Raw genomic sequence first — 14,233 nt, 5'->3', positions numbered from 1 at the left:
TAAATCGCAAAGATAAAGGGCAGCCTTCGGGTTGCCCTTTATCTTTGCCTGCACCATCGGAGTACAGGATGCATCTTGCGGCGGTAACGGCTGACGATCTCTCGGAGATCGTCGCACTCATCAACCTTGCCTACCGTGGCCGGGGAGATGATGCCGGTTGGGCGACAGAGAACAAGTACATCGAAGGGGAGCGGACGACCATCGGGGACCTGCAGAAGGATCTCGCGGACAGGCCACAGGCGCTCTTCCTGATGTGGCGCGATGAGAGCAACGACAAGCTGCTGGGCTCGGTGTGGCTCGAGCCTGCGAAACAGGGCGCCTGGTATCTCGGCCTGCTCAATGTCCGCCCGGATCTCCAGCGAAGGCAACTTGGAAGGCGTCTTCTGGAGGCGGCAGAAGAGCGAGCCAGGGCGGAAGGCGCTGAACGCATCCGCATCTCTGTCGTCAACGTGCGGGATCAGTTGATCGCCTGGTATCAGCGACGAGGCTATGTGCTTACCGGCGAACGACAGCCCTTTCCCTACGGAGACGAACGGTTTGGCCGCCCGCTTCGTGAGGATCTTGAGTTCGTCTTTCTCGAGAAGCCTGTCTGAGTTACTCGCCCAGCATGAGGTGATGGATGGAGTAAGCGCGTCCCGAAGCGCCGTCGCAGCCAATGAGAGCCGCGCACATCTTCGGATTCCCTCGGGCGGCCTCGAATTTTCCTGGCATGCCAGTGAGGAAGCGGTTCAGGACGAGCTGTGTCTCCACGCCGATCACCGAGTCGTACGGCCCCGACATCCCCACGTCGGTGATGAACGCAGTGCCATTCGGAAGAACGCGGGCATCCGCCGTCGGAATGTGGGTATGTGTCCCCATCACGGCCGTCACCCGGCCGTCGAGATACCACCCTAACGCGACTTTTTCGCTGGTGGTTTCCGCGTGAATGTCCAACAGGATGACCTTGGCCGTAATCTTTGACAGCAGCTCATCGACTTTCCGGAAGGGATCGTCGCAGGAGGACATAAAGACCCGTCCCTGCAGGTTCAGGACGGCATACTGTTGTCCGTTCGGCAGTTCTCCTTGGTAGAACCCGAACCCCGGGGTCCCTACGGCGTAGTTCGCCGGACGTAGAACCCGTCGGCCGCGCTCATGGGAGTCGGCTGGGACGGTCATGTATTCAAAGATCTCGCGCTTGTCCCAGATATGATTGCCCGTCGTGATGACGTGTGCGCCCATGTCGAAGATCTCTTCGGCGATAGACGGGGTGATCCCGAAGCCACCGGCGGAGTTCTCGCCGTTGATGATCAGCAGGTCGACCGCGTTGGTTTCGATGACGTGGGGAAGATGCTCGCTTACGATATGGCGGCCGGCGGAGCCAAAAACATCGCCGACAAAGAGAATGTTCACAACAAAATTTTACATGGCTCTGTGGCCCTTGAAGCCCATCCGCCTTCGATTGTGATAGTTTGCTTGACGTGGCAAACAGCGAACGATTTCAGTTAGGCGTCAAAGTCCTCTCACTCCTCGCCGAGAGACAGGAAGGAATGCTCACCTCGGCCGAGATCGCCGAGACGCTGCAGGAGAGTGCTGTGATGGTACGCAGGTCCTTCCTGCTCCTTCATAAGGCAGGACTCATCATGCAGCGCAAGGGACCTCATGGGGGAGCCAGGCTGAAACTGCCGCCAAAGCAGATTGGTCTTGGAGATGTATTTGCCGCGACGGCAGGCGATTGGCTCTCGATCGAAGACAAGGCCATCGCCGGGCTGATGAAGAAGGTTCGCGAAGATGCGATCGACGCGATGAACGAGCACTCGCTGGCTGGCGTCGTCAAACGCGTGCGCAAGGCGAAGTAAGTTGCAAGGCTATTGCTGTGGGTGAAGATGCCGGGACTTGGCCCAGAGATAGCGGGCGAAGAGATCGATGTCGCCCGTGGTGCCTCCTTCGGAGACGGCAACGCTCTGGTCTTGAGTGACGGCGTGGCGCACGACGTCATCATAGGTCGCAGGCTGGAACTCAAGCAAAAAGAGAAAGCCGTTTTTGACCTTATTCGTTGCAGCGGCATGCCCCGTACCCGATGTGCCGTTGACTCGTCCCGCATAGCTTCCCGGGGCGAGGGTGATGACGTCCGTGAAGGTATTGGCCAGGCGCGTCATCTCAGCGCGTGTAACGGGATAGCTGCCGTCGAGATAAGACAGGTAGAGGCCCGCAACGTCCATGCGTGCATGGACGCAGTCCTCGCCCCCCTGGCTGGGCAGCGCATAGCCCCAGTCGTAGGCCTGGCGGCCGCGCTTCGTCGTAACCGTGCGGACACCGGCGGTAAAGAACCATTCGATATTGTCTGCAACAATCCGGTGATATCGCGTAGCCCGTGCTGGCGCATCGTGGAGCATGGCATGGGCCGAGGCGAGCATCTGGAAACCGTAGTTGAACATCATCACCTGATTCCACGGAACGGCGCTACCGCCCTTGTACGGAGATGCGGCGGAGAAGTACTGATGGTCATCGTGGGAGAGATCGAGCAGGCCATCAAGAACGTGATGGTCGATGACAAAGTCGGCGTGGCGGACATAGGTCCGGGCGCGCTCGAGGTATGTCGAACCGAAGTGATGCGGATCTCCAAAAGGCACCGGCTTCGTCCAGAGTGCGCGCATCTTGAGGATTGTGACGGCGCAGTTGCCGAGATTGCCGATCAGGTCGCCCTGCTCGCCGCCCGTACTCAGCCTTTTCTCTGAGAGATCGTTGGGCCATGCAGGATCGATGCGGCCGGTCCAGATCATGTGCTGGCCTAGCGGAGGGGCAGCAAGATCGTTTCGTTCAGTCAGTTGGGCATCGCAGAACCGCACCATCTGATCGACAAAGCGAGGGTCGTGGACGATCTGGTTGATCAGGCCCAGAGCGCGAATCGCCTGTCCGGAGACGCCGTAGGACCAGGCATTCTTCTCGTTGCTGGCCGCGGGCTGCATCGCCGCGATATATGCAAGCAGGGAATCGGTTTCGGCTGGAGTGACAGGGCCGTCGAGATCGCCAACCGTCATCTGCGCGTGCGCGAAGGAGCCTGTCAGGACGAGGAGAATCAGTACCAGTGCGGCGCGCATGGAACCCTTCCGTGGGAGCCATGAATGGCTCCCACGAATTTTATCCGTGAAATTCAGGTTTTGGCTGCGGACTATTCCGCGGACTCGCCGCGAACCCGCTCTTCTTTCTGCGCGATCTGGTCGGCGGTCTTCTGCCGAGACCGCATCAGGGGGAACAGAATGACGTCACGGATGGAGCTGGAATTGGTCAGAAGCATCGTGAGGCGGTCGATACCGATACCTTCGCCGCCAGTCGGCGGCAGGCCATATCCCAGCGCGCGCACGTAGTCATGATCGATCTCCGACATGGCCTCTTCGTCACCGCGTTCTTTCTGTTCGATCTGGTCGGCAAACCGCTCGTACTGGTCCACCGGATTATTCAGCTCCGAGAAGGCATTCCCAACCTCAAAGCCGCCGATATAGAACTCAAATCGCTCCACCCACTCCGGCTCTTCGGGCTTCACCTTCGATAAAGGCGAAACCGCGAGAGGGAAGTCGTAGATGATCGTCGGCTGGATCAGGTGCTCTTCCGCCACTGTCTCAAAGATCGTGGCGATCGTCTTTCCAGCCGGGTCCTCAGCGTCGTAATCGATCGAAATCTTTGCCGAGCGAAGCTGCTGCACCAGTGCAGCCACGCCCTCCTGGCTGGTAAAGCTCTCATTCGTCGGCTTGCTGCCCGCGGTCTCCGGCCAGAAGTGGAGAATCGCCTCACGCATCGAGAAGCGACGCCAGGCGCCAAGGTCAATCTCGTTGCCATTGAAGCGAGTGATGGCCGTCCCATTCACCTCCATGGCCACGAACTTGACCACATCCTCCGTCAGCTGCATCAGGTCGTGGTAGTTTGCGTACGCTTGGTAGAACTCCAGCATGGTGAACTCGGGGTTATGCCGCGTGCTGACGCCCTCGTTGCGGAAGTTGCGATTGATCTCATAGACGCGATCCAGGCCGCCCACCACCAGCCGCTTTAGATAAAGCTCCGGCGCAATGCGTAGATAGAGATCGATGTCGAGCTCATTGTGATGCGTGATGAACGGCCGTGCCGCTGCTCCACCCGCAATCGGCTGCATCATCGGCGTCTCCACCTCGAGATAGCCGCGCTCGTCGAAGAACTTCCGCAGTGCACGCAGCACTGCAGCGCGCTTGACGAAGACCTCGCGCACATTGCGAGCCTCTTCAACGCTCTCCGCCTGCGCCTCTTCTGCTGCTGCCGCAGCCTTGGCCGAGTAGCCTGTATTCATAAACAGGTCAACATAGCGCTGACGATAGCGGAGTTCGGTGTCCTCAAGGCCGTGATACTTGTCCGGCAGAGTCAACATGGCCTTGGCCAGAAAGGTGATCCCCGGCTGTTCCGGCGTGGTCGCTGCATGTACGGTCAGTTCACCGGTGCGCGTTCGCATCAGGTAGCCGCGCACGCCAATGTGATCGCCAAGATCGAGCAGCTTATACAAAGCAAAGGCATTCTCGCCCACGTCGTCCTTGCGGACGTAGATCTGCAGACGCTGGCCATTCTGCTGCAGCTGCGCAAAACCCGCCTTGCCCTGGATGCGGATCGCCATAATGCGTCCGGCGATGGCGACCTCTTTGCGGTCGGCCTCCAACTGCTCCCCCAGCACCTGGGAATCGGGCGCGTCGTACTGCTTCTTGATCTCGGAAATCAGCTCGGTAAACGCAAAGGCGTTCGGGTACGTCGCGTGGCCGAGGGCCTCGATCTCCTTCAGCTTGTCCTGGCGCTGCTGATAGAGCTTCTGCTCAAATTCTGACTCGAAGTGCACAGTATTTCCTTTAGTTGTGGTCGTTGTTCAGTATAGCGGTCATGGTGTTGCGGCCCACCTGCGTGTTGTAATAGTCAGGCTATGCCGGATCAAAACAAAAAAGGCGCGTTCGGGGAGTTGGTCAAGGCTGAGTCCATGATCCAGCTGGCGATCGCTCTCCCGGCGGGGTGCGTCATTGGCTGGTTGCTGGGGGAGTGGCTGGATAAACACTTCCACCAGAACTGGATCGGCATCGCCGGCATCATCCTCGGCGCCATCGGGGGATTCCTCCAGATCTTCATGACCGCATCGCGGTATCTCAAAAGGGGCGAGTAAGTGCGGTCTTTAGAATCATTTTCCGACGCCGATTTTCGGACGACGGTGATGCGGGCATTGCGCCTGCTGGCAGTCATCACGGCCGTTGGGGCGTTGCTTTTGTGGTGGAAACTGGGCTGGCAGTCCGCCGTTCTGCTCCTCGTGGGGTCGGCTATCTCCGGCTCCGGACTGTGGGAGTGGCTCCGGTTGATGACGGCCGTCATGGCCCGCATGGACGATGGCGGACAAGCCCGCCCGATGGTCATGTTGCTACTTGGATTCTTTATCCGTCTCGCTGCCACGGTAGCGCTGCTGTATGTTAGCCTTAAGGTACTGAACGGATCTGTCTATGCGCTGGCAGCCGGGCTTGCACTGGGAGTGTTTTCACTCGCAATCGAGGGCCTGAGGCTGGTAAAGGCGTGGACTGTCTAAGACCCCTTAAGGTCGTTCAACGAATACATTTATGCCGAAACAGCTTTTGTTCACCAAGTTTCTGAACGGTCACCTCGCCGCGCCTGTCACCGCGCTGCTTGAGGCCGTTCATGTCCATCCGAAGCATCCGCAGGCTCCCATCAGCAACGCGTTTGCGATGGAGATTCTGGTCTTCCTGGTCCTGATCGCCTACTTCCTGATCGTGCGTTTTACGCTCAGTGTCGAAAAGCCGGGTGCCTTCCAGCATCTCGCCGAGATGACGAATGGCTTTGTCGAAGATCAGGGACACCAGATCATCGGTCATGGCTCGGAGCGCTTCGTCACCTACCTGACGGCGCTGTTCCTCTTCATCCTGCTCAGCAACCTGATGGGTCTGATTCCTGGCCTGGAGTCGCCGACCGCCGACGTAGTCGTGCCGCTGGGTATGGCGCTGATGACCTTCCTCTACTACCACTTCCACGGTATCCGTGCGAACGGCGCTGCGTACATCAAGCAGTTCCTCGGACCGGTCTGGTGGCTGTATCCGCTACTGTTTCCGATCGAGGTCATCTCGCACTTCGCCCGTGTGCTCTCGCTCACGGTTCGTCTCTACGCGAACATGTTCGCAGGCGACCTGCTGACGCTGGCCTTCTTCTCGCTGGTGCCGATCGGTATTCCGCTTATCTTCCTTGGCCTCCACCTTGGCGTGGCGGTTATCCAGGCTTACGTCTTCATGCTGCTGGCGACGATCTATCTGTCCCTCGCCGTGGCGCACGACCACTAGTTATCGGTTCGCTCAGGCCTCGGTTTGGGCTGCATTCAAGCTTTGCGGCGGAGGGACTCCCTCTCCGCCGTAGCAACAACGCCGCAAGCGTGAGGGTGCCAGCACGGTGAGCATCAACCACCCACTGGCGGCGGAATCTAACGGGAGATGGAGTTACACCATGAAGAAGCTTCAGTATCTGTTCATGTCGCTGGCCGCGATGTTCCTCGCGACGCCGGCCTTCGCGCAGAGCGCAGTCAACGGCGGTTCTGCCGCAGGTCAGTGGGTTCCGCTGGCAGCCGGTCTGGGCATGGCCCTCGCCGCTGGTCTTTGCGGTCTTGCACAGGGTAAGGCAACCGCGTCGGCCACCGAGGCTCTCGCACGCAACCCCGGCGCTCGCCCCGGAATCTTCATCTTCCTGATTCTCGGCCTTGCCTTCATCGAGTCCCTCGCTCTGTTCACCTTCGTCATCATCTTCCTTCAGGTGAAGGCGTAAGACCCAGGCTCTCGCAGCCGCAAAAAGCCCTCGCTTCGGCGAGGGCTTTTTGTTCTCTTCTCAAATCTGGTGCGCCCGGAAGGACTCGAACCTCCGACCCTCTGGTTCGAAGCCAGATGCTCTATCCAGCTGAGCTACGGGCGCGGGTACATCTCGAACAACAATATTACTTGGCCGGGGCAGGAGCGGCTGCCGCAGGCTCTGGCGGAGGCGGCGGATCGCTGAACTGGCGAAGACTTTCGACAATATCGAGTCCGGCACGGCGCAGCAGCTGGTGAATCATCGACTCGTTCAGCCGGGTTGCGTCGTACTCTATGCGAATCGTCTTTTCCGCCTCATCAAACACCACACCACGAACGCCGTAGACCTCACGCACCCGTGCGATCGCAAGGGTCGCTGCCTCACTAGGCGGAACTCCGTAGCGATAAACAACATCAAGCTGTGTCATGCCTTGATCATACCAGTCTGCCGTCGGCTCATTCTCACATTCTCTGAGGGGCTTCACCGCTCTGTCGAAGCCGTCCGTGCGATCAAAGTCGCCGTGTACGCCGCACCAAAGCCGTTGTCGATGTTGACGACCGTTACGTTGGGCGAGCAGGAGTTCAGCATCCCCAGCAGTGCCGCAGCGCCACTGAACGAGGCTCCATAGCCGACAGATGTCGGCACCGCGATCACCGGAACCCCAACCAGGCCTCCGACCACCGATGGCAGCGCGCCTTCCATTCCGGCACAGACGATCACCACGTTAACTGCAGTCAGGCTCTCCCTTACAGCCAGAAGCCGATGCAGTCCGGCGACTCCGACATCGTAAAGCCGTGTCACCTCAGCTCCGAAAAGCTCTGCCGTCACCGCAGCCTCTTCGGCCACGGGAAGGTCGCTGGTGCCTGCGCAGACCACGGCAATTCTTCCGCGAAGCTCCCCCGCAGGGGATTGCCTCAGGGTCATTGCCCGAGCCTCCGCATGATGCGTCGCGGCAGGAACCATCGCTTTCACCTTCTCGGCGGTAGCACCGTCGACCCGCGTCGCCAGAACATCCGATCCGGCGGCGGCCATGTGGGCGAAGATCTCAGCAGTCTGCTGCGGCAGCTTGCCGGCGGCATAGATCACCTCCGGCAGTCCACTGCGCAGCGAGCGATGATGATCGATGCGGGCATGCCCGATATCTTCAAAGGGAAGGTTTGTCAGCCGATCAGCTGCGACAGCTGACGGCATCTCTCCGCGCTCAACTGCGGCCAGCAGATCGAGCAGTGTGCTCCTGTTCATCGTCTCAATTTGCCCCACTGGAAAGATATGCCGCAATGGCAGCTTGCTGCACCTGCTTGACCGCAACCGAGTGCTTTGTCGCCGCCGCACGGCAGTCTTCGAACTCCGGCGCAGCATTGAAGACCTCATCGCCACGCGAGCCGATCTTGATGCGAATCTCGCCATACGGAGTGGCTACGGCAACATGCCGCCTCTCCAGGCAACTCCGCCGCTCGTGATGAATCCTGATTCCCAGTGTGCTGGTCTCGCGCAGAAGCAGATCCTCTAGCAGGGTCACCTTGCTGTCCTCCGCGAGAATGGTGATCAGTGTCCCCAGGCGACCCTTCTTCATCTGCACCGCTGAAGACATCACATCCAGCGCTCCAAGCGCCAGCGCCCGTTCGCTGACATAGGCAAGAATCTGTGGTGAGAGATCGTCGATCGCCGTCTCCAGGACAGCAACGGAACCTTGCACCGTCTCACTCGACTCCCCAATCGAAAGCCGTAGCACGTTCGGGAAGTCCTTTGGATTTCGTCCTCCGGCGCCATAGCCGATCTGGTTCACCTGCATCGCAGGCTGCACACCGAACGTCGGTTCGAGCGCGCGAATAATCGCTGCTCCAGTCGGCGTAACCAGTTCCTGCTGCACATGCGCCGAATAGGTCGGCATCCCACGTAGAAGGTCCGCGGTCGCTGGTGCCGGAACAGGGAAGCGGCCGTGCGCGCAGTCCACCATGCCACCGCCAACGTTGAGCGGGGAGCAATACCAGCGCTCGATTTTGAGAGCGTGAATTCCTGCGCTCGCCGCAACGATATCGACGATCGCATCCACCGCTCCCACCTCGTGGAAGTGGATCTTCTCAATGTCGACGTTATGAATCTTCGCCTCGCTGGCGCCGAGTGATTCAAAGACACGAATCGCCGTATCCTTGACCGGATTGGCGAGTGTCGTGGACTGAATCAGTGAACGGATCACGCTGAGGGATCGGCCATGAGCATGGTCGTGGTGCGTGTACTCATGGCCGTGATCCTGATCCGTATGCGGGTGTCCGGCTTTGTGGAGATGCTGCGTCTTGGGGTGGTGCTGATGGCCAGCATCCTCCTGCGATCGCTGGTCTTGAAAGTTGTCATGCGAGTGATGCTGTGCCGTCTCCGCCAGCTCGCCGTTCTCAAGAACATGGATCTTAGTGCATGAGATTCCGCTGCGGTCGACTCGCTCAATCTTCAGCGATGCCCCCAGGTTCAGCGCGGCGACGGCGTCATGCAGAATCTTCGGCTCAACGCCAGCGTCGATCAACGCTCCAAGAAACATATCTCCACTGATTCCCGCAAAGCAGTCAAGATAGGCAATTCGCATGGTGCTCTATTCTTTCACGGCTGCCGGGGCAATCGCCGAGAGCGGTAAGACGGCGTTCATTGATCCCGAGCGATAACCCTGCATATCCATCGTGACGTAGAGGAAGCCAAGCGCATGAAGAGCGGCTGTGATCTGATCGAACGCTTCAAGATTCAGCGCTCGCGCCAGATCGGCGCGGTCAATCTCGACCCGTGCCAATTCCCCATGATGCCGAACGCGCACACGCTGGAAGCCCATAAGGTGCAACGCTTCCTCTGCCTGCTCAACCTGCAGAAGATTTTCCCGTGTCACCGGACGTCCATACTCGATACGCGACGCAAGACATGCAGATGCAGGCTTGTCCCACAGCGTAAGATCGGCTGCACGAGCGAGCTGCCGGATCTCCTCCTTCGTCAGCTGCGCGGTGACCAGAGGTGCGACGGCATGATGATTCTTTGCCGCCACCTGACCGGGGCGAAACTCGCCGCGATCATCCAGGTTCATGCCGAATGCAAGATGCGCGAAGCCTCTCGCTGCGCGCTCTGATTCCATCTGTGTAAACAGCTCATCCTTGCAGTGGAAGCAGCGCTGTGAGTCGTTCTTCTGGTAGCTGGGATTGTCGAGCTCTGCTGTTTGGAGGATGTGCGTGGGAATCCCGTGCTCGGCCGTAAACGCCAGCGCGCGTGCCAGTTCTGCGCGTGGCAGAGACGCCGAATCCGCAATGACGGCCAGCATGGCATCGCCGAGCACGCAATGAGCGGCATAGGCGAGATACGCCGAATCGGTGCCGCCGGAGTAGGCGATCATGACGCTGCCCAGTTCACGCAGCGTCGTCTCCAGCGTCTCCTTTTTAGCTGCCAGTTCCACGGCATCCTCCTGCAATTGAGATGGTATCGGAGTAGCCACAGGTTTTGCGAATGATGCCCTACAGCGCGCTGATTCGACTCCAGATTTCGGGATCGACCGGAACGCCCGAGCGCATATTTTCTTCGCGAAGAGTCAACGTCTGTTCCCCCGGATAGCGCACCGGTTTGGCCGGATCGATTGGCGTCGCCTGAGCGAGCGAGGCGATGATGCCGTCGGCGATGTGGTTCAGCTCATCCGCTGCAGCGAGGTTCGATGGATCGATGACGAGAAACATCTGGGATTGGCCAGCCTCGCGCAGGGGATCGGGAGAAAATTGATGCGTTGCCGTCCCCCCCGAAAGCATCGCGGCGATGGCATCCAGCACCAATGCCAGTCCCGACCCCTTCCAGTAGCCGATCGGAAGCGCTCGCTGCGATGCCTCAATAGCCTTGGCATCCTGCGTCAGGTTGCCTTCGCTGTCATAGCCTCCAGGCACCGGCAGTGGCACATCACGCTTGCTGTAACTGGACAGCGATCCGTATGAAAACTGGCTCATCGCCATGTCGAGGACGATGTGTCCGCCCTCCCGTGGAATCGCCAGCACCAGCGGGTTGTTGCCCAGGGCAGGCGTCTTCGCTCCCCACACCGGAAGGTTTGCCAGTGTATTCGACCAGCAGATGGCAAACATGCCCTCATCTGCTGCCTGCCAGCCGAAAGCCCCGCCCCGCATCCAGTGGTTGGTATTCGCGAGCGCGACTGCGCCGATGCCATTCTTGCGTGCCAGTTCGATCGCACGGCTCATGGCATCCTGCCCATTCAGGTTACCGATCCCTCGATGACCATCCCAGCGCTCGATCGCTCCGAAGGCTGCCGAAAGCGTCGGCGTTGCATGAACGTCGATGCTTCCGTTCTCCACCATCGCCGAAAAGCGCGGAAAGCGGTTAAGCCCATGTGTATAGACGCCGTCGCGGGTAGTTTCGGCAAACAGTTGAGCGCAGCGCTGAGCCCGCTCCTGGGGGATGCCAAGTGCCAGCATGGCCTTCAAAAGAGCTTGATAGAGATCGGGAAAGGGAATACGAAGCATGGTTCTGTCCAGTCCTCTTCGAAAAAGATTATTAGTGGAGCAGCGGCGGAAGCTTATCGCTTACACCGAAGAGAAAGATAACCCCAATCACCAGACTGTAGGCGGCAGTCAGCGAGGTGACAAGCGCCTGCAGACGTGGCTGGTTGCGGCTGGAGACGAAGAGGCCCGATGCCGATGCTGTCATAAGGGAGTTCATGAGCAGCAGTCCGCCGATAAAGCACAGCAGGCCGAAAAGACCGCGGCTCGTCCCGCCCAGGTTGGCTGCCAGCAGAAACAGCATCAGCTGCGATGGGGTCTCCGCGCCAAGCCCGTGAATGATTCCCACAACAAATACCGAGCTGCGGTCATAACGAAAAGCAAATGGATCTGGGCGTTCAGCCTCTGACCCAAAGAGCCTGCGTACCTTCCACGCAAGATGACGGGCACCGGTAATCAGCAGGGCAATACGGCTGGGAGGGAGAGCGTGACGGTGGCCCTTCCCGCGTCGCAGGAAGGCAATGGCGACATAGACAGAGAGCACAATCAGGGTCGCGCCGACCAGCCGTTCTCCAACGGCGTCCATGCGCTCCGGGAGCCGTAGGTGCAGCAGCATCACGCTGATTCCCAGCAGCGCCACGGTCACCGCATGGCCCAGCGCATAGAGCAGGCCCAGCGCCATGCCCTCGCGCCAGTTGCGTTGAACGCTTGTAATGTCTGTAATGGCTGCCAGATGATCGTAATCAAAGCCGTGGCGGAAGCCCAGCAGGGCACAGGACAACAAGGCGAGCTCGAGCGTAGACGGCATTCACTGGTAGCCTACGGGGCGATACGCTGTCCATGCAAGGAACCGGGGCCTGATTTGCGCGGGGATCGCCGGTGCGGCAGTTAAAGTTTATCTTGTACCTGTGAAAGGTAATTGTTACTTATGAACGTTGATGAGATCTTTCGCCACGCTGTGGCGCCGAAGCCAAAGACTCCGCGCTCTATTGTCATGATCGGCTCAGGCGGTATCGTCCACGACGCGCACCTGCCTGCATATGCCAAGGCAGAATTCCCCGTGGCCGCACTGGTCGACCTCAACCCCGAGAAGGCCGAGGTGCTGGCGAAAAAGTTCAATATTCCCTTTGGCAGTGGATCGATCGCCGAGGCAATTCGGTTTGCCCCGAAGGATCCCATCTTCGACGTCGCGGTGCCTGCAAAGGCTATTCCCGGCATCCTGAAGCAACTTCCGGATGGAGCCGCAGTCCTTCTCCAGAAGCCGATGGGCGATAATCTGGCCGAGGCGAACGAGATTCTCGCTCTCTGCCGAGCGAAGGGGCTGACGGCCGCAGTGAACTTTCAGCTTCGCTGGGCACCGAACATGCTGCTGGCTCGGGCGTTGACGTCGAGCGGTACCCTGGGAGAGCTCCACGATATGGAGGTCTCAGTCAGCGTCCATATGCCCTGGGAACTCTGGAGCTTCCTCAAAACCGCGCCCCGGCTCGAGATCACCTACCACTCCATTCATTACATCGACCTGGTGAGGAGCTGGTTCGGTACGCCACGCAGCGTCTATTGCAAGAGTGTCCGCAGCCCGCGAACGCCAGATCTGGCCTCGACCAAGAGCGTGATCACCCTCGACTATGGAGACGACAAGCGCGTCTTCATCGCGACGAATCACAGCCACGACTTCGCGCCGACGCTGCAGCGCAGCTTTGTGCAGTGGGAGGGCATGGAAGGCGCCATGCGCGCGCAGATGGGTGTCAATCTGAACTACCCCGTTGGCGAGCCGGATGATCTGGAATACATCCTCCGCGACGAGGAGGGCTGGAGGGTGGCGACAGTCTCTGGAAACTGGTTTCCGGATGCTTTTATGGGGTCGATGGGAGCCCTGCAGGCCTATGTCCAGGGCGAAGCGCCGACGCTTCCGACCAGCGTTGAAGATGCCATCGACACGATGCGCACGGTCGAAGCTGCCTACATCTCCAGCGAGCGTGGCGGAGTAGTCCTCCCCGTCGAATAAGGCCGCCGCGTTAGCGGCCCATCCATCCGCCATCGACGGTGATCACGGTTCCGGTCACATAATCGCTGGCTGGTGCGCTCAAAAACAGTGCAGCGCCTGCTAGATCGCTCGGCTTGCCCCATCGACCGGCCGGAATACGTTCGAGGATCTGACGGTTGCGTGTCTCATCGGCCTGCAGCGCCTCTGTGTTCGTCGTGGCAAAGTAGCCGGGGGCGATGGCATTGACCTGGATATTCTTCGGTGCCCACTCGTTCGCCAGGGCCTTGGTCAGCTGCGCGACTCCACCCTTGCTGGCGGCATAGGCAGGCACGCGGATTCCACCTCTGGAAGCTGAGAAGTGAAGCGATGTTGACGATCTTGCCCGGAGCGCTGCGCGCGATCAGATCGCGTCCGACGAGCTGCGAAAGCTGAAAGACGCTGGTCAGGTTGACCTGCAGCACCGTCTGCCAGTCATCGAGGGGATATTCCGTTGCTTCATGGCGAATGATCGTTCCGGCGTTGTTGATAAGAATATCGACCTGGCCGAACTTGCTCTTCACCTGCTCAAACAGCTCTATCGGGCCGTTCGTGGTGGAAAGGTCGGCCTGGAAGGCGGCTGCCTTCCCGCCGATCGTCTCGGCTGTCTCGGTCGCGGCGCGGCGGTTCCCGTGGGCGGCGACAGTGGCGCCTGCCTGGGCCAGAGCCTGGGCGATAGCGGCTCCCAAACCCGTGGCTGCTCCGGTAACGAGGGCGACTTTGTTGTCGAGGCGAAAGGTATCAAAAATGGTTGGCATGGTTGCTCCAAAGACTACTGTGTACGGCGCGACACGAGCAACTGTTGGCCTTATCGTGGGAAGAATCCCACTTTTCTTCATGTGTCTCCCACGCTTGATTGACGCTGATGTTGGCCGTTTCGTATGGTTGGAAGGGTTGCCATTGCTTTTGTGCCGGCTTGGAACCAAGGAGAGATGCG

At 59.5% G+C, this 14,233-nt stretch carries 17 protein-coding genes, 1 tRNA gene and 1 pseudogene; 7 read left to right on the top strand and 12 right to left on the bottom strand.

Going from position 1 to position 14,233, the window contains the following annotated elements:
* The first annotated feature begins 68 nt into the window (after positions 1-68).
* Complete coding sequence (locus PW789_RS01955; protein ID WP_299370690.1) at positions 69-593, top strand: GNAT family N-acetyltransferase; 525 nt, start codon at positions 69-71, stop codon at positions 591-593.
* Between the two features lies 1 nt (position 594).
* Here PW789_RS01955 and PW789_RS01950 read toward each other — a convergent pair whose 3' ends face one another.
* Complete coding sequence (locus PW789_RS01950) at positions 595-1,389, bottom strand: TIGR00282 family metallophosphoesterase (RefSeq protein ID WP_299370688.1); 795 nt, start codon at positions 1,387-1,389, stop codon at positions 595-597.
* Positions 1,390-1,457: 68 nt separating this feature from the next.
* Between PW789_RS01950 and PW789_RS01945 the strand changes: the two genes are divergently transcribed.
* The gene (locus tag PW789_RS01945; RefSeq protein ID WP_299370686.1) at positions 1,458-1,835 is read left to right on the top strand and encodes an Rrf2 family transcriptional regulator; all 378 of its coding nucleotides are present in this window, start codon (positions 1,458-1,460) and stop codon (positions 1,833-1,835) included.
* A 9-nt stretch (positions 1,836-1,844) separates the two neighbouring features.
* On the opposite strand, the gene PW789_RS01940 is transcribed toward PW789_RS01945, so the two are convergent.
* A complete protein-coding gene (locus PW789_RS01940) occupies positions 1,845-3,077 on the bottom strand; it encodes a hypothetical protein (RefSeq protein WP_299370684.1) in 1,233 nt (410 codons plus the stop codon).
* Positions 3,078-3,148: 71 nt separating this feature from the next.
* A complete protein-coding gene (lysS, locus tag PW789_RS01935; RefSeq protein WP_299370682.1) occupies positions 3,149-4,828 on the bottom strand; it encodes a lysine--tRNA ligase in 1,680 nt (559 codons plus the stop codon).
* A gap of 81 nt (positions 4,829-4,909) precedes the next feature.
* Between lysS and PW789_RS01930 the strand changes: the two genes are divergently transcribed.
* The 4 genes from PW789_RS01930 (at position 4,910) to PW789_RS01915 (ending at position 6,792) form a co-directional block, all read left to right on the top strand.
* Positions 4,910-5,143 (top strand): AtpZ/AtpI family protein, encoded by a 234-nt coding sequence (locus PW789_RS01930; protein WP_299370680.1) that lies wholly within the window; start codon positions 4,910-4,912, stop codon positions 5,141-5,143.
* Positions 5,144-5,191: 48 nt separating this feature from the next.
* A complete protein-coding gene (locus tag PW789_RS01925; protein WP_299370678.1) occupies positions 5,192-5,554 on the top strand; it encodes an ATP synthase subunit I in 363 nt (120 codons plus the stop codon).
* Positions 5,555-5,585: 31 nt separating this feature from the next.
* Positions 5,586-6,317 carry a F0F1 ATP synthase subunit A gene (gene atpB / locus PW789_RS01920; RefSeq protein ID WP_299370676.1) on the top strand — a complete coding sequence of 244 codons (732 nt, stop codon included), beginning with the start codon at positions 5,586-5,588 and terminating at the stop codon, positions 6,315-6,317.
* A gap of 160 nt (positions 6,318-6,477) precedes the next feature.
* The gene (locus PW789_RS01915; RefSeq protein WP_299370674.1) at positions 6,478-6,792 is read left to right on the top strand and encodes an ATP synthase F0 subunit C; all 315 of its coding nucleotides are present in this window, start codon (positions 6,478-6,480) and stop codon (positions 6,790-6,792) included.
* A 67-nt stretch (positions 6,793-6,859) separates the two neighbouring features.
* Here PW789_RS01915 and PW789_RS01910 read toward each other — a convergent pair.
* The 7 genes from PW789_RS01910 to PW789_RS01880 form a co-directional block, all read right to left on the bottom strand.
* A tRNA-Arg gene (locus PW789_RS01910) sits at positions 6,860-6,936 on the bottom strand.
* A 22-nt stretch (positions 6,937-6,958) separates the two neighbouring features.
* On the bottom strand, positions 6,959-7,240 hold the full coding sequence (locus PW789_RS01905) for a hypothetical protein (protein ID WP_299370672.1): 282 nt from the start codon (positions 7,238-7,240) through the stop codon (positions 6,959-6,961).
* A gap of 53 nt (positions 7,241-7,293) precedes the next feature.
* A complete protein-coding gene (larB, locus tag PW789_RS01900; protein WP_299370670.1) occupies positions 7,294-8,055 on the bottom strand; it encodes a nickel pincer cofactor biosynthesis protein LarB in 762 nt (253 codons plus the stop codon).
* A 4-nt stretch (positions 8,056-8,059) separates the two neighbouring features.
* The gene (gene larC / locus PW789_RS01895; RefSeq protein WP_299370668.1) at positions 8,060-9,391 is read right to left on the bottom strand and encodes a nickel pincer cofactor biosynthesis protein LarC; all 1,332 of its coding nucleotides are present in this window, start codon (positions 9,389-9,391) and stop codon (positions 8,060-8,062) included.
* Between the two features lie 6 nt (positions 9,392-9,397).
* On the bottom strand, positions 9,398-10,237 hold the full coding sequence (gene larE / locus PW789_RS01890) for an ATP-dependent sacrificial sulfur transferase LarE (protein WP_299370666.1): 840 nt from the start codon (positions 10,235-10,237) through the stop codon (positions 9,398-9,400).
* Positions 10,238-10,295: 58 nt separating this feature from the next.
* A complete protein-coding gene (yiaK, locus tag PW789_RS01885) occupies positions 10,296-11,300 on the bottom strand; it encodes a 3-dehydro-L-gulonate 2-dehydrogenase (RefSeq protein WP_299370664.1) in 1,005 nt (334 codons plus the stop codon).
* 31 nt (positions 11,301-11,331) lie between these two features.
* Complete coding sequence (locus PW789_RS01880; RefSeq protein ID WP_299370662.1) at positions 11,332-12,084, bottom strand: hypothetical protein; 753 nt, start codon at positions 12,082-12,084, stop codon at positions 11,332-11,334.
* Positions 12,085-12,204: 120 nt separating this feature from the next.
* Between PW789_RS01880 and PW789_RS01875 the strand changes: the two genes are divergently transcribed.
* Positions 12,205-13,281 (top strand): Gfo/Idh/MocA family oxidoreductase, encoded by a 1,077-nt coding sequence (locus tag PW789_RS01875; protein ID WP_299370660.1) that lies wholly within the window; start codon positions 12,205-12,207, stop codon positions 13,279-13,281.
* Between the two features lie 10 nt (positions 13,282-13,291).
* On the opposite strand, the gene PW789_RS01870 is transcribed toward PW789_RS01875, so the two are convergent.
* Both PW789_RS01870 and PW789_RS01865 read right to left on the bottom strand, forming a co-directional pair.
* Positions 13,292-13,591, bottom strand: a complete 300-nt coding sequence (locus PW789_RS01870) for an SDR family oxidoreductase (protein ID WP_299370658.1) — start codon at positions 13,589-13,591, stop codon at positions 13,292-13,294.
* A gap of 76 nt (positions 13,592-13,667) precedes the next feature.
* A pseudogene (locus PW789_RS01865) lies at positions 13,668-14,054 on the bottom strand (SDR family NAD(P)-dependent oxidoreductase); the annotation flags it as partial.
* Between the last annotated feature and the right edge of the window lie 179 nt (positions 14,055-14,233).

Source organism: Edaphobacter sp. (genome assembly GCF_028283685.1).
Lineage (GTDB): Bacteria > Acidobacteriota > Terriglobia > Terriglobales > Acidobacteriaceae > Edaphobacter.
Note: the sequence above shows the minus strand (reverse complement) of the source record. Positions and strands in the feature narration are given on the sequence as shown.

What these genes read in the sequence shown, in the direction of transcription:
- PW789_RS01955 (WP_299370690.1), top strand. Translation starts at nt 69, where the DNA reads ATGCATCTTGCGGCGGTAACGGCTGACGATCTCTCGGAGATCGTCGCA.
- PW789_RS01940 (WP_299370684.1), bottom strand. Translation starts at nt 3,077, where the DNA reads ATGCGCGCCGCACTGGTACTGATTCTCCTCGTCCTGACAGGCTCCTTC.
- PW789_RS01930 (WP_299370680.1), top strand. Translation starts at nt 4,910, where the DNA reads ATGCCGGATCAAAACAAAAAAGGCGCGTTCGGGGAGTTGGTCAAGGCT.
- PW789_RS01925 (WP_299370678.1), top strand. Translation starts at nt 5,192, where the DNA reads ATGCGGGCATTGCGCCTGCTGGCAGTCATCACGGCCGTTGGGGCGTTG.
- atpB (WP_299370676.1), top strand. Translation starts at nt 5,586, where the DNA reads ATGCCGAAACAGCTTTTGTTCACCAAGTTTCTGAACGGTCACCTCGCC.
- PW789_RS01915 (WP_299370674.1), top strand. Translation starts at nt 6,478, where the DNA reads ATGAAGAAGCTTCAGTATCTGTTCATGTCGCTGGCCGCGATGTTCCTC.
- PW789_RS01905 (WP_299370672.1), bottom strand. Translation starts at nt 7,240, where the DNA reads ATGACACAGCTTGATGTTGTTTATCGCTACGGAGTTCCGCCTAGTGAG.
- larB (WP_299370670.1), bottom strand. Translation starts at nt 8,055, where the DNA reads ATGAACAGGAGCACACTGCTCGATCTGCTGGCCGCAGTTGAGCGCGGA.
- larC (WP_299370668.1), bottom strand. Translation starts at nt 9,391, where the DNA reads ATGCGAATTGCCTATCTTGACTGCTTTGCGGGAATCAGTGGAGATATG.
- yiaK (WP_299370664.1), bottom strand. Translation starts at nt 11,300, where the DNA reads ATGCTTCGTATTCCCTTTCCCGATCTCTATCAAGCTCTTTTGAAGGCC.
- PW789_RS01880 (WP_299370662.1), bottom strand. Translation starts at nt 12,084, where the DNA reads ATGCCGTCTACGCTCGAGCTCGCCTTGTTGTCCTGTGCCCTGCTGGGC.
- PW789_RS01875 (WP_299370660.1), top strand. Translation starts at nt 12,205, where the DNA reads ATGAACGTTGATGAGATCTTTCGCCACGCTGTGGCGCCGAAGCCAAAG.